The following is an 18,126-nucleotide window of genomic DNA, read 5'->3' on the forward strand; positions in this document are numbered from 1 at the left end:
GAGACTCTCCGGTTGGGTGCACCGCCCCAAGTTCGGGACGGCGCCGGTGTTTCAGGCGAGGTCGTCCTTGCCCTCGATCAGATAGTGATGGCTGACCGAGCCGGCGGTCCGTTCGGCGAGGTGGGGGGCGTATGCCTCATCTGCCATGAACGCCCTTGCAGCCTCTTTGGACGGCCATTCGATGATGATGCGAAGGCCCGCCTCTTGCGGCGCGCCTTCCACCTGCTCGTGGCTGGCTGTGCGGGCGATGTACTTGCCGCCATGCGCCGCGACCCGTTCATTGGCTGTCGGCAGGTAGTCGGGGATCCAGCCTTCGCTGATGGGGGTGACATCGAGAACGGAATAGCAGGTCATTCTGGCGATCCTTTTTGAGTTGGGCTCAAGAAGACAGTCCGGGAAGGACCTGTTTGCCGATCACGCGGCCGCTTTCCTGACGCTTGTGCGCCTCGGTCAACCTGTCGACCGTCAGCACATCGGCGCGTTCGGTGACCGTGGATTGAAGCGTTCCGGCGTCGATCATCTCGGCCACGCGATCGAGCAAGTCACGCTGCGCCGTGATGTCGGGCGTGCCATACATCGACCGGGTGAACATGAACTCCCAGGAGAGGGTCAGCGCCTTCGGCTTTGCTGCCGAGATATCGAGGCTTTCAGGGTCGTCGATCAGCGCGATGTGCCCGCGCGGGGCGATCAGCTCGATCATCGCGGGCCAGTGCTGGGCCGTTGCGGTCAACGCCGCGACATGTGTCGGGACAAGACCCAAGGCGCTCACCTGCGCCGCCAGATCTTCGCGGTGATCGATCACGTGATCGGCCCCCATCTTGCGCACCCAATCCGCGGTTTCGGGGCGGGAGGCGGTTGCGATGACCGTCAGATTGGTGAGGATCTTGGCGAGCTGGATCAGGATCGAGCCGACACCGCCCGCGCCCCCGATGACCAGGAGCGCCTGGCCACCGCCGCCGCCTTCGGTCAGCCGGAAGCTGTCAAAGAGCATTTCCCACGCGGTGATGGAGGTCAGCGGCAGGCCCGCGCTTTCAACGAAATCCAGTGTCGCGGGTTTCTTGCCGACGATGCGTTCGTCAACGGCATGGAAAGCGGCGTTTGTCCCGTCGCGGGTCACGTCACCTGCGTAGAACACCTCGTCTCCGACCGCATAGCCGGTGACCTCGGGCCCGATTTCGACAACCGTGCCAGCCGCGTCGAACCCCAGAATGCCGAGATCGGATGCAGGAGCACGGGCCGCGCGCAACTTGACGTCGACCGGATTGACAGAGATCCCCTTGACCTCGACCAGAAGGTCGCGCGGGCGCAGCGTTGGCCTGTCTGCATCGACGAGGCTCAGGGCGCCCGCACCCTCGATGGGTCCGTTTTGGGTGTAGCCGATGGCCTTCATGCTCGATGCTCCTGCTTGGCGTGCTGAACAGGACATATCACCATGAAATCTGATAGAAACAGCGCATTGGTTATTTCAGAATTCCGTTTTTCGACATAATCAGGGAGATGGATACTGATGCCCCTCGCCTCTTCGCCGCCGGCGAGCGGCTGAACACCCCAGCCGCTCGCCGCGACCTTGGCCTTGCCCCTGCCATGGGCTGCAATCGCATTGCGAAACCGGAGCGGGAGCCGGGCATGGTTGCACCCCACCACGCGGACACTCCCGATCAGTCAGGAGGGCGAAGGCGGCAAGCAAGGGTTGACGGGAGGGGAGCCTCCCGGCCCGAACTGGCACGCAGCAGCCGTTGCCGTTTATTGCCAGGCGTCTTCCCCGGGCGGGGATACGATGAGATGGCGGGCGTTGCGGGTGTGCATGGTGCTCTCGATATGGAATTCGAGCAGCTCGTTCAACAGCGCCTGTTTCACCGGCGCATGTGCGGGATCGGACCAGAGGTTCACACGCTCGCCCGGATCGGCCACCAGATCGAAGAGTTGCCCCTCGTCGGAGCCGCGGAAGTGCACCAGCTTGTGGGTCTCCGAGCGCACCATGGTGAGGTAGCTTGCGCCGGTCATGTTGACGTCGCCCGCCTGCTCGCAGAACACGTGGCTGCGGCCCGCGAAGGCCTCGCCCCGAAGTGCCGGGTTCAGCGAGATGGCCTCGAATGTCGGGTCGGGCACCACGCCCGCCCACTCAAGGATCGTTGGGCCGAGGTCGAAGAGCTGCACCATCTGCGACAGGCTGCGCCCGCCGTCGAAACGGCCGGGGGCGGAGATGATCATGGGCACACGGGTGACCTGATCGTAGGGCGCCCACTTCTGGCTCAGCCCGTGGTCGCCCAGATTGTCGCCGTGGTCGGAGGTGAAGATGATGATGGTATTCTCCATGTTCCCCCGCGCCTCCAGCGCGTCGAGGATGCGGCCCACCTGGGTGTCGATCATCTCCATGTTCGCGTAGTAAAAGGACCGCATCCGCTTCAGTTCGGCCTCGGTGGGCTTCAGTTTCCAGGCGACGCTGTCGTGGTCGACCTCCACGTCGTGCTCCCGCTTGGCGATCCAGGGGCCCGCCAGCGCGGCCAGCTCCTCGTCGGAGACCTCGGGCAGCGGCACGTCGCGGGCCATGTACTTTTCGGCCATCTCGGGTGTCGGATCGTAGGGCGGGTGCGGGCCGGGAAAGCCGACAGTCAGAAACAGCGGTTTCTCCACCGGCTTCGTTTCGAGCCACCAACAGGTGGTCTCGCCGATGAAGTTGTCGGATTGCAGCGCGGGCGGCAGATCCCAGGTGAAGGCGCCGAGCCGGTCCTTGTAGTCGGGGAACTTGCGGTAGCTCTCGCGCTGCTGCTTCTTCAGCCCGTGCGAGGCCAGCGCCTTGTCCCACTCGTCGAAGAACCAGCGGCCCTCCATGTAGCGGTCCTTGTTCTCGACCACGTAACGCTCGTGAAAGCCCGCCTTCGCGTCATAGGGGATGGTGTGCATCTTGCCGATGTTCACGCAATGGTAGCCGGCGCGCGCCAGCTCGGTCACCCAGGTCTTGCTCCAGGGCTGGCCGTTGGCGAGCACGCCGTTGGTGTGCGGGTAATAACCGGTGAAAAGCGAGGCGCGGCAGGGCACGCAGGAGGGGGCGGTGACATGGCATTGCTCGAAACTCACGCCGTTCCGAACCAGCCGGTCGATGTTGGGCGTGTCCATGTGCGAGGCGCCCAGCGCGGCGATGGTGTCGTAACGCTGCTGATCGGTGATGATGAAGACGATGTCGGGCTTCGGTTCGGTCATGCGGTGGGGCCTTCAGAGCTTGAGGTCGTAGAAACGGTCGGCCAGCACGTCGAGATGGCTTTGCATCGCGGTGCGGGCAGCGTCCGGGGCGCCGCGCTCGATGGCGCGCAGGATCAGGCGGTGATCCTCGGCGGAGCGGCGACGGTTGTTCGGGTGGCGGGTCTGGTCATACCAGAAGGCCCACATCTTGCTTTCGCGCATCCGCCAGAGATGGCCCACGAAGCCGGCCAGCACGTCGTTTCCTGCGGCCTGGGCGATCAGGTCGTGAAAGCGTGCGTCGGCAGCGTCGAAGGCCGCGACGTTGTCGATGTTGGCGGCCAACGTATCGTTGGTGCGCCGCATCAGCGCGATCTGCTCGGGCGTGGCCTGGGTGGCGGCCAGCGCGGCAGTTTCTCCCTCGATCAGGCGGCGGGCGGCCAGCACGTCGGAGGGGGGGGCGGTGTCGGGCTCGGCGATCTGCACCGGGCCGCGCGAGGCGGCGTCACGGACGAAGACGCCGGAGCCCACCCGGATCTCGATCATCTGCATGATCTCCAGCGCCAACAAGGCCTCGCGCACCGTGGTGCGGCTCACGTCGAGGGTTTGCGCCAGCTCACGCTCGGGCGGCAGGCGCTCGCCGGCGGCATAGGTGCCGCTCTGGATCTCGGCGGCGAGGTGGCGGGCGATCTCGAGATACCGGCGGCTTCCGGTGGGCAGGTTCAGGAAGTTCATGAGGCATCCTCCGTGTGACGGGCCCTCGCGCGGGCGCCCAGGCGGGCGGCGATGGCGGGCCAGGCCACGGTTGCCACGGCAAGGGCGAGGAACACCAGTGCGTAGGGCCGGCCGAAGATTTCAAGCAGGTTGCCGTCGGACATCATCAGCGAGGCGCGGAGTTGCTCCTCGGCGATGGGCGACAGGACGAAGCCGATGACGAAGGGGCCGAGCGGCACGCGGCAATACTCGAGGCCGAGACCGATCAGCCCGAAGGCGATCATCACCCAGACATCGGTGAAGGACGAATTCACCGCGTAGGAGCCGGTGACGCAGAAGACGAGGATCACCGCCATCAGCCCCGAGCGCGGCAGTTGCGCAATGCGGGCGATGTAGCGCACAGCGCCCCACATCAGCATCAGCATCAGTACGTTGGCCACGAGGTAGGCAGCAATGATGCCGTAGGCGATCTCGGGCGCGGACTGGAACAGAAGCGGGCCGGGCTGGAGGTTGTGGATGGTCAGCGCGCCGATCAGGATCGCCTCCGTTACCGAGCCCGGGATGCCCATGGTGATGAGCGGAATGAGCGCGCCGCCGATGGAGGCGTTGTTGGCGCTCTCGGCGGCCACCACGCCGGCCTCGTGGCCGGTGCCGAACTTCTCGGGCTCGCTGGAAAGCTGCTTTTCGGTGGAGTAGCTGACCAGTGCCGCGATGTTCGCGCCGATGCCGGGCAGCAGGCCGATCCATGTGCCGATGACGGAGCCGCGGAGCAGCTTGGCCCAAAGGCCGAAGTCGCGCCGGTAGATTGGAAGCTTGCGCTTGGGCATGTCCATCTTGCCGCCCGTCTGGGGGGTGGCCGCGTCACGCAGGATCTGGCTGATGGCGAAGGCGCCGATGAGCACCGGCAGGAGGCCGAAGCCCGCCAGCAGCGCGTCGGAGCCGAAGGTGAGGCGGGCCTGGCCGATGGAGCTGTCGATCCCCGGCAGGGCGAAAGCCATGCCGAGCGCGGCGGCCATGAGGCCCTTGACCATGGAACCCTGACTCAGCACCGCGAGCATCACCAGCGCCATCAGGACAAGGGTGAAGTATTCCCACGGGCCGAACTGCAGGGCAAAGCGAGCGAGCGCGGGCGACATGCCGGCAAGGAAGCCCCAGGAGATGATGCCGCCCACGACCGAGGCCATGATGCCCAGCGCGAGGGCGCGCTCGGCGAGACCCTGCTGGGCCATCGGGTAGCCGTCGAACGTGGTGACGATGGAGGCGGGCGTGCCCGGCATGCGGAGCAGGATGGCGGTGATCAGGCCGCCCGAAATGCCGCCGACGTATTCGCCGATGAGCAGGGTCACGGCGGCGACCGGCTCCATGTGGAAGGTCAGCGGCAGGGTGAGGGCGATGAGCATCGAGGCGGTGAGCCCCGGGATCGCGCCGACAACGATGCCGAGCGCGGTGCCGATCAGAAGGAACAGCAGGTTCTGCCATTCGAAGAGGGCGAGGAAGGCGTCGAGCATCTGTCAGCCGATCGAGATGTAGAGGAAGCGTTCGAGCACGGTGGAGATCGCGAAGGACAGCACCAGCCCCAGGGCTGCGAAGACCGCGAGGTTCACCCAGCTGCGCGCGCCGATGGCGAGGCCGGTCGCGGTGACGAAGAGGGTGGTGGCGGGCACGAAGGGCACCCGGCCGAAATCCAGCGCGGCGACGTAGAGCACGAGCGCCACGAAGACGAGCGCGCCGCGGCGTGGGTCAACCTGCGAGGCGGTCTCGTCGCGCAGGGTGCCGGCGCGCATGCGCAGGAGCGCGCGGATCACCAGGATCACGGCGAAGAGGATGAGCAGGGCGCCGAGGATGCGGGGCAGCGCGGCGGAACCCAGCGGCTCGAAGCGCGGCGCAGGCAGTTCGGCCGCACCGATGAACAGCAGCACCGATCCACCAGCGACCAGCGCGGCGAGGATGATGTCGGGGATGTTCTGACGTGTCACGTCGCGCATGGCGCGTGGTCTCCTCCGAGGGTGGCATCGGCGGGCCGATCGGTCGGCCCGCCGGTGATGGTTCAGTTGATGGTCGCGGCCACGGCCTGGAGGGCCTCGAGCTGCTTCCTGGCATCTGCCATCGCCTCGGCACCAGGGGTCCAGTAGGCCTCGAGCGTGTTGTTCGTGAAGTACTCCACGATCTCGGGGTCGGCGATGGCCTCGGCCAGGGCGGCCTCGAGGATGGCCACGTTTTCATCCGAGGTGGAGGCAGGCGCGAGCCACCAGTTGGGGTTGGCCCAGCTCACGTCGTAGCCCAGCTCGGTGGCGGTGGGCACATCCGGCAGGTCGGGCAGGCGCTCGCGCCCGAAGTAGACCAACGGCTTGAGCCCCTCGCCCTGGGCGAGATACTCGGAGGCCGCGAAGAGCGCGATATCGGCATTGTTGCCCAGCAGCAGGCGCAGCCGGTCGGCGGCCGAGTTGGCAGTGACGTAGCGCGTTTCGAAGCCGGCCTCGTTGGCCAGCATGGCGCCGACGAAATGCGGGATGGTGCCGATGCCCACCGCCTCGACCAAACCGCGCGGGTTTTCCTTCAGGTAGGCGACAAGATCGTCGAACGTTTCGAACTCGCTATCCTCGCGCACGACCCAGACAGGGCTGCCGCCGCCAGTGTAGCCGATGGATTTGAAGTCATCGAGGTTGAAGTCGCCAAGGTTCATCGCCATGGCGATGAGCGCCTGGTGGTGCCAGTGGATGATGGTGTGGCCATTGTCGTCGCCACGCTGCATGCGGTTCACCGCGTTGGCCCCTGCCCCGCCATCGGCGTTGACCACCGCCAACGGCTGGTTGAGCAGCCCCTTTTCCTTGATCTTCTCGCCGATCATGCGGGCGACAACATCGGTCCGTCCACCCGGCTTGAAAGGCACGATCACCTCGATCGGCTTGGCCGGGAAATCCTGAGCGCCTGCCGATTTGGCCCCGATTGGTCCAACCGGCGAGACCAGCGCTGCGGCGCCAAGCGCCAGTGTGGCCATAATTTTAGTGTGAATACGCAAGTTTTCTCCTCCCAGATTGTGTTTGCGTCGTTCTCTACTGTATTGGACCAACCAATATGACAGGAGGAACAAATTGTCTAGACCAGTTTCGAGAGAGGATGATTGTCCGAACATTCTGCTGGGGATGACCGACCAGCACGCGGCCCGGGCGCCGGGCGTGGCGGGGGACCGGGTTGCACAGACCCCGGCGCCCGATGATGTGCCACAGGACGCGGTGATGCGGAGCCGGGTGCCCTATGACGGGCTGGTGCGCATGATGGGGCGGGTGATGAGCAAGGGGGCTTGGCGGTAAGGTCTATTTGCCGCCAGACACGTCGATCGGAAGGCCGGTCATGAACGATGCCTCGGGGCCGGCGAGCCAGACGATCACTGCGGCAATTTCCGACGGATCCGCGGCGCGGCCCAGGGGTATGGTCGAGCGTGCATTCGTCATGGCCTGGTCGAAGCCGAAGCTGGCTGCAAGCATGTCCGTCTTCGAGATGCCCGGCCGCACGGGTACGACGCGCACGCCCTCTGGACCGAGCTCCTGCGCCAAGGCGAGCGACAGGCTGTCGACCCCGCCCTTGCTCGCGGCATAGGCGGAATGCTGCGGAAAGCCGCCGGTGCGGGCAGCCGAGGAGCTTACATTGACGATGACGCCGCCCTTGCCCCCCCGGCTCTTCGCCATGTGCCGCGCGGCCTCTCTGCAACTCGACATGATTGCCAGAAGATTGACCTCAAGCATGGACCGAGCGGCGGCAATGTCCATTTCGAGGATCGGTGTCCTGCCGATGATCCCGGCGTTGTTCACCACGACATCTATATGGCCGAGAAAGCCGATGGCCTCCTGGTAGAGACGAATGACATCGGCCTCCACGGACATATCGGCCTGAACTGCGCAGGCCTGACGACCAGCCGCGATGATGTCGCTTGTCACACCATCGGCCGCCTCCCTGCCCGACGCATAGTTGACGACGACATCGTGGCCCTTTTCAGCGGCGAGCCGGCATATGGCCGCGCCGATCCCGCGGCTTCCGCCTGTTACAAGGAAGTTTGCCATGATCAAGGTTCCCGGGGGTTGGTCACCGGGCCGGTCCCACGCGTACCCGGGTTATCGGTCGATGACGGCGCGCTGTCCTTGCCGCCGTGGTTCAGCTTGGCCAAGGTCGCGGGGCCTGTTCCGCGCATGTAGTGGCACTCCGGCCGGTAGGTCGCCACCGTCGCGCCGGGTGCGGCGCCAAAGGGCAGCCTTCTGGCCAGGCGCACCGGAAGGTGCCGCCCCGCCAGAAGGATATCGCGCGCTCTTGGCACTGGATCACCTGCTCTTTCCGTCGATCAGTTTGCCATTTCCACTTCGGACGAGGCGGCCAGCTTGGCGTCGAGCTCGTCGAGCCCGCGCTGCCAATCCTCAGGATCCGCGTGGAGATAGTGTGCCATCGGGAACTTGCCCTGAAGGTAGTCGCACCCCGAGAACAGCTTGGTATCGCAGACGATCGCGGTCGGCTTGTCATCGACGCTGCGCGCGAAGTCGAAGGCCGAGAGGATCTCGGGGATGCTGTTGCCGTTGATCCGGCGTGTCGCGAAGCCAAAGGCCGCGAACTTCTCGGGCACCGGCTCGACACTGAGGATGGAGTGGGTTGCGCCACCGGCCTGGAGGTCGTTGTTGTCGATCAGCCAGACCAGGTTGCCGAGCTTGTGATGCCCGGCAAACATGGCGGCCTCCCAGACATTGCCCTCCTGCAGCTCGCCGTCGGACAGCAGGCAATAGACCCGCTTCCCTGAGCCGCGCAGCCGCTCGCCGTAGGCGATGCCGGCCGATTGCGACGGCCCCTGGCCGAGGGAGCCCATGGTGATCTCGAAGCCGCGCTGCCCTTCGCAGGGGCTCATGTCGACCTTGGTGCCATCGGCGTTGTAGCTCCGCAGATCCTCGATCGAATAGAGCCCGAGTTCGGCGAAAGCGGAGTAGTCCATGATCGCGTCGTGCCCGTTGGAATTGACGAACCGGTCGAAGAACCCGCCGTTGCCGTCGGGTTTCATCTCGTGGAAGTACAGGCAGGCCCCGACGTCGGCGAGCGCCACGCCCTGGCCGGCGTAGCCGCCCCGCTGCATGCAGATATCGACGGTGTTGCGGCGCATCCTGAGCGCCAGGTGTTCCAGTTCGGCGATGGATCTCTTGGTGGTCATCTTGTCACTCCTCACGCTGCGTCGCGGAACGTTTTCATCAGGGTTTCGGAATCAAGGCCGAGCTGCTCGCGGATGTAGCCGAGGCTTCCGCCGGGTGCCCAGTGATCGGGGACGCCGAGCCGCTTGAGGCGGGGGCCGCCGCCATTGTCTGCCATGACCTCGGCCACGAGCCCGCCAAGGCCGCCCACGATGTTGTGGTTCTCCACCGTGAACACGTTCTTGCGGCCCTCGCAGAACGCCCAGATCTCCTCGTGACGGGCGGGTTTGAGCGTAGGCACATGCAGCACGCCATGCTCCACACCTGCCTCATCCAGAAGGCGGGAGGCCTCCAATACCCATTCGGTCGCAGATCCCGTCGAGATGATCCCGACGCCGCCGCCGTCCTTCAGCTCATGGGTCTTGCCGATCTCGAACCTGTAGGTCTCGGGATCGAAGAGCTTTGCCACACGACCCCGCAGACCACGCATGTAGACAAGCCCGCCGCGCTCCACCGCCGCGTTCATCGCCTGGGCGAACTCGGTCGAATCCGCCGGGTCGATGACCGTGGCGTGGGGGATGGCGCGGGTCATGGCCAGGTCTTCGGTCGACTGGTGATGGATCCGGGCCGGGCTGGTGATGCCCGGCGTGAAACCGACCACGACGCAGGTGCGCGGACCGGTGCCCATGCAGATGACCATCTGGTCGAACGCCCGCCGCGAGGCGTAGCAGGCGAAGGTTGTGGCAACCGGCACATAGCCGGCCTTGGAGATCCCGGCTCCGACCGAGAGCAGGTTCTGCTCCGCCATGCCCACATCGAGGAACTGGTCGGGAAACCGCTTGGGCACGGCGAAGAGGTCGACATAGGGTTGCAGATCGGCTGTCATGAACATGACATCGGAGTTGCGCTCGCAGATCCCTTCCGAGATCGCATCGAACGGAGCAGTTTCGGTCGTGGCCGTCGCAAGGAGGGTCATCGCATGCACCTTCTGTTGGTTTTCGGGAGAAGTCGGGCTCAGGGCCAGCTGATGCGGCCTTGAGCGAGCAGTCTTTCGTATTCGTCGATGGTCTCGCGGACCCGTGCGCCTGTCGGGCTGGGCAGCGGACCGATCAGGTTTTCGAGGCGCTCATCGTCAAGGTCGCTCGGGGTTTCGAATACCTTGTTGTTGCAGGTGATCTTTCCCTTTGCCTCCGGCACGTAGTCGGTGATCTCGGCGATCAGCTCATTGATATCGACCGACTCGCCGGGAATGTTGGCACAGAGGGCCCCTTGCGGGTTGGCTCGCGCCGAGCGGATGAAGGCAAGGGCCACATCGCGGACGTGCTGAACGACCACACGCCCTCCGAACTGCACCTCGAAGGGCGCGCGCGCGGCTGCCGCCAGCATGGCAAGCGAAGGCTGCGCCGAGAGGCCGTTGAACCGGCCCGCGCCATAGACCACCCAAGGACGCAGACCGACGGACGGGATACCATGCTGTTTGTGGTAGACCTCGGCAGTCTGCTCCATGGTCCACCGATGCAGGCCGTAGTGATCCAGCGGGCCGGGCTCCGACTGCGCGGTGATCTTGCCACCCGGATAGTTGGCAACAGGGCCGTAGACGGCAGCGGTGCTGGAGTAGACCAGCGAGGGACGACGGCTCAGGGGCACGATCGCGTCGAAGGCGTTGATGAGTCCCCCCACGCTGATGGCAGCCGACAACCCGGGGTTCTCTTCACTCGCCGGCCGCAGGAGGCCGGCGAGATAGATCACGCTGGTCACATCGTCGGCCACCAGCTCCTTTGTCTTCTCGGCATCGCGCACGTCGGCCTGGACATAGCGGATCTGATCGAGATGGGCCTGATCCAGCACGGAGCTCATGCTGCGCGGGTCGGGGGCAATGTCGGTTGCCGTGACCCTGACGCCCTCTTCGATGAGCAGCCTGCAGATCCAGCTTCCGATGAAACCGCGCGCGCCGGTGATCAGGAAATGTTCGTTCTGCTTGTTCATTTTGCTAGTCATTCCAATCTGATGAGAATCCGCAGCGGATTACTGGTTTACGAGCGCCGCGCCGGCGTTGAACACGTCCGGTGCAAGGAAGTCCTCGGGGTCACCGATCCGATCGAGCGCACCGACTTCCTTCAGGATCTCGGCGGTGAAGATCGCCCAGTTGGCGACGCTGCCGTCGGCGAAGAACGCGCTCCACTCTGGCGCCGTCGGAAAACGGCCGAGGTTGTAGGCGTAGTCGAAGGCCTCGTAGGTCTCGAGCTTCGAGAAATAGTCATCGTAGACCTTCCGGCGTACCTCTTCCTCGGTGAGCCGGACCTGCGCCTCGATCACCGACGCGGCGAGCTTTGGAAGGGCCTCGGGATTGCTCTCGACGAAGGCATTCGACAACACCAAACCACCGAGCACGGCGGTTTCGGGATAGAAATCGCGCAGCGAGGTGACCCTCTTGGCGCCCTTCCTGGTGACGGCCTCGACGAAGCCGCCAGAGATCACGACCGCCGGTACCGCCTCGGAAAGAAGCGCCGCAGTGGTGGCCTGGTAGCCCATGTTGACGGCGCGGATGTCGTCGAAGGTCATGCCCGCCTCCCGCAGGGCGGAGGACACGAGCACATGCGCCGTGGTTCCGAACGGGAAGGCGAGTTGCTGACCCCTGAGGTCTTCCACCGAGGTGATCCCGGAGGCGTCGGTGGCGTAGATCAGGTTGGTGTCGTACTCGAGGTAGGTTGGCGTCACCATCACCCCGAGGCCGCGCACGGCAATGCTCGAGACCACGGCCGCACCGGCCAATGCCCCGTCGAGGCTGCCGCCAACGAGCGCCTGGGTCATCTGGGTGCCATTGTCGAACTTGATGACCTCCACCTCGAGGCCGTTCTCGGCAAAGATGCCGTAGTCATCGGCCACGTAGAGCGGCGGCCCCACGATCTCCGAGAGCAGCGTCCCGATCCGGACCTTCACAGGGTCCTCCTGGGCCTGTGCCCCGCCGGTGAAAGCTGCGAGCGAAAGGGTCGCCGCGCCGATGGCCGCAAAGATCTTGTCCAACATCATAATCCTCCCTGGATTGCTGGTCGTGCTTCGGGTGTCTGTCTGGTTGATTTCAGTGCTTCAGGCTGTGTTCGATATGTCGACGCAACTCGATGAACTCACTGCTCAACCGGATATCCTCGTCCCGCTCTCCTCCGAAGGGGACCCGGATGTCTTCGGCCAGCCTGGCCGGCCGTCCTGCGAGGATCACGATCCTGTCCGCGAGGAAGATCGCCTCCTCCACGGAATGGGTGATGAACATCGCGGATTTCCGTTCTTCCGTGGTGATCTTCTGGAGCGCATCCTGCATCAGCACCCTGCTCTGGGCGTCGAGCGCCGCGAAGGGCTCATCCATCAGCAGGATCTTCGGGTTTGCGGCATAGGCGCGACCGATGGCGACGCGCTGCTTCATGCCTCCAGAGAGCTGCTTGGGAAGGGCGTTCTCGAACTTTTCCAGGCCCATCACGGCAAGGTAGTGATCGACGATCTCGCGCTTCTCCTCCTCGGCCAGCTTGCAGCAGCCGAGGTTCAGCGGAAACGCGATATTCTCGCGGACGGTCAGCCAGGGAAACACGGCGTACTGCTGGAACACCACGCCTCGGTCGCGCCCTGCCCCGGTCACTTCGACATCGTTGACAAAGACCTTTCCGGAACTCGGCTTGGTGAAACCGGCTGCCATGTTCATCAGCGTGGTCTTGCCGCATCCGCTGCCGCCGACGACGGCAACGAACTCGTTGGAGTTGATGGTCAGGGACACGTCCTCGAAGACGACATGCCTGCTCTTTGTCTCGCCATACGCCTTGCTGACGGAACGAAACTCGATCGGGGAACTGTTTGTCTGGACGTTCATCTTTCCACGCGCTCCTGCCAGCTGACGGCGACTCTCATGAGTTTCCGGATGCCCGAGTCCATCGCCAGGGCGATGGCGCCGATGCAGGCAATTCCGACGTAGATGTCGGGAATGATGAAGTAATTCCCCGCGTTCTGGATGACCGCCCCGAGGCCGCGCTCTGCGGCGAGCAGTTCGGCCGCCACCAGCGTGCCCCAGCAGACCCCGAGCGCCAGACGAAGGGCGACGAAGACCTGCGGAATGACAAGCGGGATGGCCACCTTGTAAAAGATCTCCCTGTCCTTCGCCCCGAGCGCACGCGCTGCCCGGACATAGATCTCCTCGATCGCAGAGACGCCCTCGTAGATCACCACGAGCGAGGTGAAGAAGGCGGCGTAGACGAGGATACTGCCACGGGCGACCTCGCCGATCCCGAGGTAGACGATGACCAGAGGGCTCAGAGCAATCGGCGGGATGGCCCGGAAGGCGTTGATAACCGGCTGAAACAGGTCGCCCACCTTCGGGTACCACGCCAGGACGAAGCCGGTCGGGATGGCCAGCGTCACACCAATCGACATGCCGGCCAGGACACGGCCCACGCTGGAGAGAATATCCCACAGCAGGCCGGCCTCGCGGAAGTCGTAGATCATGCGCATCAGGACTTCGTCCGGACGCGGGACGAGGTCCCGGTTAACCAGGCCCGAAAGCCAGATGACGTACCAGACCGCGAAGACGATGCCGAAACCGGCGGCGCCCATGGCCAGGTTTCTCAGGGCCATGCCCACTCCGCGCATTCGCGGCGACGGCCCACTTGCAGTGACTGACAAGGTCAAGGTCTCCCCCCATGTTCGCTGGATTGCAGCCTCCACCACAGTGGTTTCCGCAAACCTTTCCATCAACATGCGGCGAGTTCCTCCTCAGCGCCGCACGCCCTTACCTTACGGTGTAAGCCAACGTTGATTCTGTCAACGTTTTTTACGATGTAAGGTTGTCCGGATCGCGGTCTTGTGGAAGAGTTCATGCGGGACGAACGGCGCGCGAACCCTCCAAGGCACTGTGAGTGAACGTTTTTGTTCAAGTTGAAAGGCCCGACGGAATGGCAGGACCGAAAACAGCTACGACCAAAGTCCAAGCCCCGGCCGTGGCACGAGGGGCGCGCAAGAAACCGAAGCTGACCCGGCAGACGATCTTGGATGCCGCGATGAAGATCGCGGATTCGAAGGGTCAGGATGCCCTCTCCATGCGGCAGCTGGGCAAGGCCCTCGGGGTCGAGGCGATGTCGCTCTACCATTACTTCAGGAGCCGCGATGACATCATCGACGGCATCGTGGAACACGTCATCAACGAGATCACCAGCGCCGCCTACAAGGGCATCCGGCCCGACGACACATGGCAACAGAAGGCCCGAGCCTATATCACCGCCTACCGAACCGTCGGCAACAGGCACCCCGACGCGTTCAAGCTCATGATACAGCGCCCATTGCGTACAGCCTCTGCGAGGAAGGCGGGGCAAGTGATCGTGGACGCTTTCCTCTCAAGTGGGATCGATGACCAACAGGCGATCATTGCCTACCGCACAATGACGACCTTCGTGGCGGGTTTCGTTGCCCTCGAAGTTTCCCGGCTGCAGCCCTCGTTCACCACCGGCAACTTCGATCTCGAATTCGAGAAGGGGCTCGACATCATCATTCAGGGGATCGAGACCTGCCTGATCGAGGCCGGCACGTGACGTGGCAGACCCGCGTGGCGCGATGAAGCGCACACGTCTTCCATGTCCTGCAATTCCTTACTGCCGGCCCATCCAGCCCCTACCCACGACGAGGATCTCGCCGTTGACCTAGCCCGAGGCCGCTGCGGCAAGAAAGACCGCCGGGCCGGCAAAATCCTGCGGCTTGCCCCGGCGCCCGGCGGGGATGCGCTCGAGGATGGATCTCGACCGCGCCGGATCGTCCTGCAGCGCCCGATCTCGCGGCTGAGCACGCATTGCGCCGAGAGGTTCACCTCGATCACCTTGTCCCGCCAGTCGCCCGGGTACTCGGCGGCAGGCTTGCGCATGATGGTGCCCGCGGTGTTGACGAGGATATCCGGCGCCGCGCCGTTCTTTTGCCGCTGCGCGGCCAATGCGGTCACCGCCTTCCCCCCCTTGTCTGCCGCGGGTCACCGGGCGTTTCGGGCGCCCAGGCCACGGGTCAGGCAGACGATGGCGCCATGCAGCAGAACCGAGAACAGGCCCAGGGTCAGCAGGGCGGCGAACATCAGGTCGATCCTGGCCCGTCCGTTCGCCAGGAGCATCAGGTAGCCCAGCCCACGCGAGGCGCCGACCCATTCGCCGATCACGGCACCGATGGGTGCATAGACCGCAGCCAGCCTCAGGCCGGAGGCCAATGAAGGCAATGCGGCGGGCACCCGGATAAGCCAGAGAATGCGGGCGGGACTGGCCTGCATCGTTCGGGCGAGATCGAGGTAGCCCTGTGGCGTTCGCATCAACCCGTCAAAGAAGGCCGATGTGACAGGGAAATAGATGATCAGCACCGCCATGAAGACCTTGGACCACAGGCCGAAGCCGAGCCAGAGGGTCAGGATCGGGGCCAGCGCGAAGACCGGCAGGGCTTGGGTGAACACGAGGATGGGCTGCACCAGGACGCGCGCAATCCGCGACGCCGCCAGGTGAATGGCTGTCGCCACCCCCAGCGCCGATCCGATCGCCAGACCGATCAGAACCTCCAGTGCCGTCACCAGCGTGTGCTCCGCGATCAGGGTGCGGTTCTGCCACCAGGCTTCGGCCACCCGTGCCGGTCCCGGCAGGATGAACCTCGGCAGGCCGGTGGCGCTGACGACGAGCTGCCACAGGGCGATGGCAAAGGCGGCCGCGGCCATGACGGGCAACAATTTCACGAGACGCCATCGCGGAGATGACGCAGCAGCGAGGCCTGGCATGCGAGGGTTTCCAGATCGTCGATCGGGCGGGGGATGGCGGAGGAAGGGTGAGGAAACGGCCGCAGCCCCTCCGGGTGCATGACGATGATGGCCTGCCCGAGGCGCGCCGCCTCGGCCGGGTCGTGGGTGACCATCAACACGGTCTTGCCGTCCAGGAGCTCCACCGCCAGGTCCTGCATGGCGGCGCGGGTTTGTGCATCCAGCGCCGAGAATGGCTCATCGAGCAGGACGACGGGCTTGTCTTCCATCAAGGTCCGCGCCAGGGCCACCCGCTGGCGTTGGCCGCCCGAAAGCGCCGCTGGCGTCTTGTCGGCCTGACCGCCCAGGCCGACGCGCTCGAGGATGCGGCCCAGTCTGCCGGTATCTGCTGGCGTGCCACGCAGGCGCGAGCCCAGCACGATGTTCTGTGACACGCTCGCCCAAGGCAGAAGCAGATCGTCCTGAGCCATGTAGGCGACCCGCCCGGCCACCGCGCGGCCGTCCGTGGCGGCGATGTCGCCGTCAAAGTCAGCACCGGTCGCAAGGCCCGAGATCAGGCGCAAGACGGTGGATTTGCCCACCCCGGACCCACCCAGAAGACAGGTCCATTGCCCGGCACGCAGCTCGAGGGCCAGGGGCGCGAAGAGCGGTGCGCCGTCGATCGACGCGCGGCCCCGGACCAAGATGCCGGGTGCCCCTGTCACGGGGTCAGGCCCATCTGCCAGAAGTTGACCTCAAGCTCGGTTGCGGTGCGGAAGGTCTGGCAGAGCCGATCCCAGCGGGGGGAGGTTTCATACTCCGGGCCCAGGCGGTGGATCAGTGCCGCTTCCAGCATCTCGCCCACGGTTCGGCAGAGCTCTTGATACGCGTCGCCGCCATAGGTGTTGATCCAATCGGCATAGACCTGCGACCCTGCCTGCTGTGCCAGCCGCGCGCCGATCTCGCCGTATCCCATCACGCAGGGGGCAAGCGCCGCGAGCAGGTCGAGCAGATCGCCGCTGTATCCCGCCTCCAGGACGAACCGGGTATAGGCCAGGGTCTCGGCCCGCTCTTTCGTTGCAAAGAGCTGTTTGCGAGGGATACCCGCCGCCTCGCAGATGCCGATGTGGAGCTGCATCTCCTCGCAGACCAGCGCGGTGACCGTGCCCACCGCGGCCAGCATCTCGGCATGGGTTTGCGATTTGACCACGGCCAGCGCCCAGGCGCGGGCAAAGTGGGTCAGGAAGAGGTGATCCTGCTGGAGATAGTGCAGGAACGCCGCCTGTGGCAGGGTGCCGTCCTTCATCCCCTCGACAAAGGCATGGTGGGTGTAGTCCTGCCATGCCTCGGACGCCTCCTCGCGCATCCGCGTGAAGGCCTTGCCATAGCCGCTCATCGGGCGGTCACGTCGACCGCGATCGCCTCAACCGGGTTCAGGCTGTCGATCATGCCGCTGGCCTTCAGGAAGGCCTCGAACCGCGCATAGCGGCCTGCGTCAAACCCCGCCGGGCGCAGGGCGAACCGTGGCAGGGTATCGACCCAGGCGCGCGCGTTCAGCTCGTCCTGCAGCTCGGTCGACGTTGCGGCGAAGATCTCCCAGCTCTGCTGCGGGTTGTTGACGATGAACTGGGTCGCTTTCTCGGTTGCGGCCAGAAAGCGGGCGACCTTGTCGGCATCCATGCGGTCGGGGTTGGCGACGTAGATCAGCTCGTCATAAGAGGGCACGCCCTCTTCCTCGATATAGAAGCAGCGACCCGCAACGCCTTCGATCTCCATCTGGTTCAGCTCGAAGTTGCGGAATGCGCCGATGACGGCATCGACCTGACCGGACATCAGCGCGGGGGAGAGCGAGAAGTTGACGTTGATCAGCTCGATCTCGTCGAGGGTCACGCCATGCTTGCCGAGCACCGCGCCAAGAACGGCCTCCTCCACACCGGCGACGGAAAAGCCGACCTTCCTGCCTCTGAGATCGGCGGGCGAGGAAACCGGACCATCCTCGAGCACCAGAAGGCAGTTCAGCGGTGTGGCCACAAGGGTTCCGACGCGTATCAGGGGCAGCCCCTGGTGAATCTGCAGGTGCAGTTGCGGCTGGTAGGACACCGCCAGATCGGCCTGACCGGCGGCCACGAGGCGCGGCGGGGCCGAGGGGTCGGCGGGCGGTATGATCTCGACCTCCAGGCCCTGTTCGGCGAAATATCCGTTTTCCTGCGCAAGGATTATCGGCCCGTGGTCGGGGTTCACGAACCAGTCGAGCAGCAGGGTCATCTTGTCGGCGGCCATGGCCGGGGCAGCGGCCAGCAGCGCAACGGCGGTGATCAGGTGCTTCATCGTGTTTCCTTCCTGTGG

20 protein-coding genes are annotated in these 18,126 nt (G+C 65.0%); 2 read left to right on the forward strand and 18 right to left on the reverse strand.

Translation table 11 applies throughout. From position 1 onward, the window contains the following. Window positions 1–51: 51 nt before the first annotated feature. The 7 genes from BUR94_RS13605 to BUR94_RS13635 all read right to left on the reverse strand — a co-directional run bounded on the left by BUR94_RS13605 (window position 52) and on the right by BUR94_RS13635 (window position 6,889). On the reverse strand, window positions 52–354 hold the full coding sequence (locus tag BUR94_RS13605) for a DUF1330 domain-containing protein (protein ID WP_074256742.1): 303 nt from the start codon (window positions 352–354) through the stop codon (window positions 52–54). A gap of 25 nt (window positions 355–379) precedes the next feature. Beyond that, the gene (locus tag BUR94_RS13610; protein ID WP_074256743.1) at window positions 380–1,390 is read right to left on the reverse strand and encodes a zinc-binding alcohol dehydrogenase family protein; all 1,011 of its coding nucleotides are present in this window, start codon (window positions 1,388–1,390) and stop codon (window positions 380–382) included. Between the two features lie 353 nt (window positions 1,391–1,743). Next, a complete protein-coding gene (locus BUR94_RS13615; protein ID WP_074256744.1) occupies window positions 1,744–3,201 on the reverse strand; it encodes a sulfatase family protein in 1,458 nt (485 codons plus the stop codon). A gap of 12 nt (window positions 3,202–3,213) precedes the next feature. Continuing rightward, window positions 3,214–3,912: a FadR/GntR family transcriptional regulator gene (locus tag BUR94_RS13620; RefSeq protein ID WP_074256745.1), complete on the reverse strand. Its 699-nt coding sequence runs from the start codon at window positions 3,910–3,912 to the stop codon at window positions 3,214–3,216. Further along, a complete protein-coding gene (locus BUR94_RS13625; RefSeq protein WP_074256746.1) occupies window positions 3,909–5,399 on the reverse strand; it encodes a tripartite tricarboxylate transporter permease in 1,491 nt (496 codons plus the stop codon). Before BUR94_RS13625 ends, BUR94_RS13620 begins: the two co-directional genes overlap by 4 nt. Window positions 5,400–5,402: 3 nt before the next feature. After that, window positions 5,403–5,876: a tripartite tricarboxylate transporter TctB family protein gene (locus BUR94_RS13630; RefSeq protein ID WP_074256747.1), complete on the reverse strand. Its 474-nt coding sequence runs from the start codon at window positions 5,874–5,876 to the stop codon at window positions 5,403–5,405. Between the two features lie 62 nt (window positions 5,877–5,938). Further along, window positions 5,939–6,889: a Bug family tripartite tricarboxylate transporter substrate binding protein gene (locus BUR94_RS13635; protein ID WP_074256748.1), complete on the reverse strand. Its 951-nt coding sequence runs from the start codon at window positions 6,887–6,889 to the stop codon at window positions 5,939–5,941. 145 nt (window positions 6,890–7,034) lie between these two features. Between BUR94_RS13635 and BUR94_RS20745 the strand changes: the two genes are divergently transcribed. Next, the gene (locus BUR94_RS20745; protein ID WP_175570477.1) at window positions 7,035–7,202 is read left to right on the forward strand and encodes a hypothetical protein; all 168 of its coding nucleotides are present in this window, start codon (window positions 7,035–7,037) and stop codon (window positions 7,200–7,202) included. A 3-nt stretch (window positions 7,203–7,205) separates the two neighbouring features. Here BUR94_RS20745 and BUR94_RS13640 read toward each other — a convergent pair whose 3' ends face one another. The 7 genes from BUR94_RS13640 to BUR94_RS13670 form a co-directional block, all read right to left on the reverse strand. Continuing rightward, window positions 7,206–7,949, reverse strand: a complete 744-nt coding sequence (locus BUR94_RS13640) for an SDR family NAD(P)-dependent oxidoreductase (RefSeq protein WP_074256749.1) — start codon at window positions 7,947–7,949, stop codon at window positions 7,206–7,208. Window positions 7,950–8,224: 275 nt separating this feature from the next. Beyond that, a complete protein-coding gene (locus tag BUR94_RS13645; protein ID WP_074256750.1) occupies window positions 8,225–9,073 on the reverse strand; it encodes a transketolase in 849 nt (282 codons plus the stop codon). A gap of 11 nt (window positions 9,074–9,084) precedes the next feature. Continuing rightward, window positions 9,085–10,026 (reverse strand): transketolase family protein, encoded by a 942-nt coding sequence (locus BUR94_RS13650; protein ID WP_074256751.1) that lies wholly within the window; start codon window positions 10,024–10,026, stop codon window positions 9,085–9,087. 38 nt (window positions 10,027–10,064) lie between these two features. Then, complete coding sequence (locus tag BUR94_RS13655) at window positions 10,065–11,036, reverse strand: NAD-dependent epimerase/dehydratase family protein (RefSeq protein WP_074256752.1); 972 nt, start codon at window positions 11,034–11,036, stop codon at window positions 10,065–10,067. A gap of 39 nt (window positions 11,037–11,075) precedes the next feature. Beyond that, complete coding sequence (locus BUR94_RS13660) at window positions 11,076–12,077, reverse strand: ABC transporter substrate-binding protein (RefSeq protein ID WP_074256753.1); 1,002 nt, start codon at window positions 12,075–12,077, stop codon at window positions 11,076–11,078. Window positions 12,078–12,129: 52 nt separating this feature from the next. Next, on the reverse strand, window positions 12,130–12,906 hold the full coding sequence (locus tag BUR94_RS13665; protein ID WP_074256754.1) for an ABC transporter ATP-binding protein: 777 nt from the start codon (window positions 12,904–12,906) through the stop codon (window positions 12,130–12,132). Beyond that, complete coding sequence (locus tag BUR94_RS13670) at window positions 12,903–13,664, reverse strand: ABC transporter permease (protein WP_074256755.1); 762 nt, start codon at window positions 13,662–13,664, stop codon at window positions 12,903–12,905. The genes BUR94_RS13665 and BUR94_RS13670 overlap by 4 nt, the downstream gene beginning before the upstream one ends. A 317-nt stretch (window positions 13,665–13,981) precedes the next feature. Between BUR94_RS13670 and BUR94_RS13675 the strand changes: the two genes are divergently transcribed. Then, window positions 13,982–14,614, forward strand: a complete 633-nt coding sequence (locus BUR94_RS13675) for a TetR/AcrR family transcriptional regulator (protein WP_084193036.1) — start codon at window positions 13,982–13,984, stop codon at window positions 14,612–14,614. 428 nt (window positions 14,615–15,042) lie between these two features. On the opposite strand, the gene BUR94_RS13680 is transcribed toward BUR94_RS13675, so the two are convergent. From BUR94_RS13680 to BUR94_RS13695, 4 genes are read right to left on the reverse strand one after another with little or no spacing between them, the layout of a single operon-like run. Next, window positions 15,043–15,762 carry an ABC transporter permease gene (locus BUR94_RS13680; RefSeq protein WP_245794466.1) on the reverse strand — a complete coding sequence of 240 codons (720 nt, stop codon included), beginning with the start codon at window positions 15,760–15,762 and terminating at the stop codon, window positions 15,043–15,045. A gap of 14 nt (window positions 15,763–15,776) precedes the next feature. Continuing rightward, entirely contained in the window at window positions 15,777–16,505 is a 729-nt protein-coding gene (locus BUR94_RS13685; RefSeq protein WP_074256758.1) for an ABC transporter ATP-binding protein, read from the reverse strand. Continuing rightward, window positions 16,502–17,176 carry a thiaminase II gene (gene tenA, locus BUR94_RS13690; RefSeq protein WP_074256759.1) on the reverse strand — a complete coding sequence of 225 codons (675 nt, stop codon included), beginning with the start codon at window positions 17,174–17,176 and terminating at the stop codon, window positions 16,502–16,504. Before tenA ends, BUR94_RS13685 begins: the two co-directional genes overlap by 4 nt. Next, the gene (locus BUR94_RS13695; RefSeq protein ID WP_074256760.1) at window positions 17,173–18,108 is read right to left on the reverse strand and encodes an ABC transporter substrate-binding protein; all 936 of its coding nucleotides are present in this window, start codon (window positions 18,106–18,108) and stop codon (window positions 17,173–17,175) included. The genes tenA and BUR94_RS13695 overlap by 4 nt, the downstream gene beginning before the upstream one ends. Between the last annotated feature and the right edge of the window lie 18 nt (window positions 18,109–18,126).

The sequence above is a fragment of the Vannielia litorea genome (genome assembly GCF_900142295.1).
In the GTDB taxonomy this organism is placed as follows: domain Bacteria; phylum Pseudomonadota; class Alphaproteobacteria; order Rhodobacterales; family Rhodobacteraceae; genus Vannielia; species Vannielia litorea.

Excerpts from the sequence above, each read along its gene's own strand:
- BUR94_RS13655 (WP_074256752.1), bottom strand. The coding sequence starts at position 11,036 with ATGAACAAGCAGAACGAACATTTCCTGATCACCGGCGCGCGCGGTTTC.
- BUR94_RS13650 (WP_074256751.1), bottom strand. The coding sequence starts at position 10,026 with ATGACCCTCCTTGCGACGGCCACGACCGAAACTGCTCCGTTCGATGCG.
- BUR94_RS13640 (WP_074256749.1), bottom strand. The coding sequence starts at position 7,949 with ATGGCAAACTTCCTTGTAACAGGCGGAAGCCGCGGGATCGGCGCGGCC.
- BUR94_RS13635 (WP_074256748.1), bottom strand. The coding sequence starts at position 6,889 with ATGGCCACACTGGCGCTTGGCGCCGCAGCGCTGGTCTCGCCGGTTGGA.
- BUR94_RS13610 (WP_074256743.1), bottom strand. The coding sequence starts at position 1,390 with ATGAAGGCCATCGGCTACACCCAAAACGGACCCATCGAGGGTGCGGGC.
- BUR94_RS13645 (WP_074256750.1), bottom strand. The coding sequence starts at position 9,073 with ATGACCACCAAGAGATCCATCGCCGAACTGGAACACCTGGCGCTCAGG.
- BUR94_RS13695 (WP_074256760.1), bottom strand. The coding sequence starts at position 18,108 with ATGAAGCACCTGATCACCGCCGTTGCGCTGCTGGCCGCTGCCCCGGCC.
- BUR94_RS13605 (WP_074256742.1), bottom strand. The coding sequence starts at position 354 with ATGACCTGCTATTCCGTTCTCGATGTCACCCCCATCAGCGAAGGCTGG.
- BUR94_RS13670 (WP_074256755.1), bottom strand. The coding sequence starts at position 13,664 with ATGGCCCTGAGAAACCTGGCCATGGGCGCCGCCGGTTTCGGCATCGTC.
- BUR94_RS13665 (WP_074256754.1), bottom strand. The coding sequence starts at position 12,906 with ATGAACGTCCAGACAAACAGTTCCCCGATCGAGTTTCGTTCCGTCAGC.
- tenA (WP_074256759.1), bottom strand. The coding sequence starts at position 17,176 with ATGAGCGGCTATGGCAAGGCCTTCACGCGGATGCGCGAGGAGGCGTCC.
- BUR94_RS13625 (WP_074256746.1), bottom strand. The coding sequence starts at position 5,399 with ATGCTCGACGCCTTCCTCGCCCTCTTCGAATGGCAGAACCTGCTGTTC.
- BUR94_RS13660 (WP_074256753.1), bottom strand. The coding sequence starts at position 12,077 with ATGTTGGACAAGATCTTTGCGGCCATCGGCGCGGCGACCCTTTCGCTC.
- BUR94_RS13630 (WP_074256747.1), bottom strand. The coding sequence starts at position 5,876 with ATGCGCGACGTGACACGTCAGAACATCCCCGACATCATCCTCGCCGCG.
- BUR94_RS13680 (WP_245794466.1), bottom strand. The coding sequence starts at position 15,762 with ATGGCCGCGGCCGCCTTTGCCATCGCCCTGTGGCAGCTCGTCGTCAGC.
- BUR94_RS13675 (WP_084193036.1), top strand. The coding sequence starts at position 13,982 with ATGGCAGGACCGAAAACAGCTACGACCAAAGTCCAAGCCCCGGCCGTG.
- BUR94_RS13615 (WP_074256744.1), bottom strand. The coding sequence starts at position 3,201 with ATGACCGAACCGAAGCCCGACATCGTCTTCATCATCACCGATCAGCAG.
- BUR94_RS13620 (WP_074256745.1), bottom strand. The coding sequence starts at position 3,912 with ATGAACTTCCTGAACCTGCCCACCGGAAGCCGCCGGTATCTCGAGATC.
- BUR94_RS20745 (WP_175570477.1), top strand. The coding sequence starts at position 7,035 with ATGACCGACCAGCACGCGGCCCGGGCGCCGGGCGTGGCGGGGGACCGG.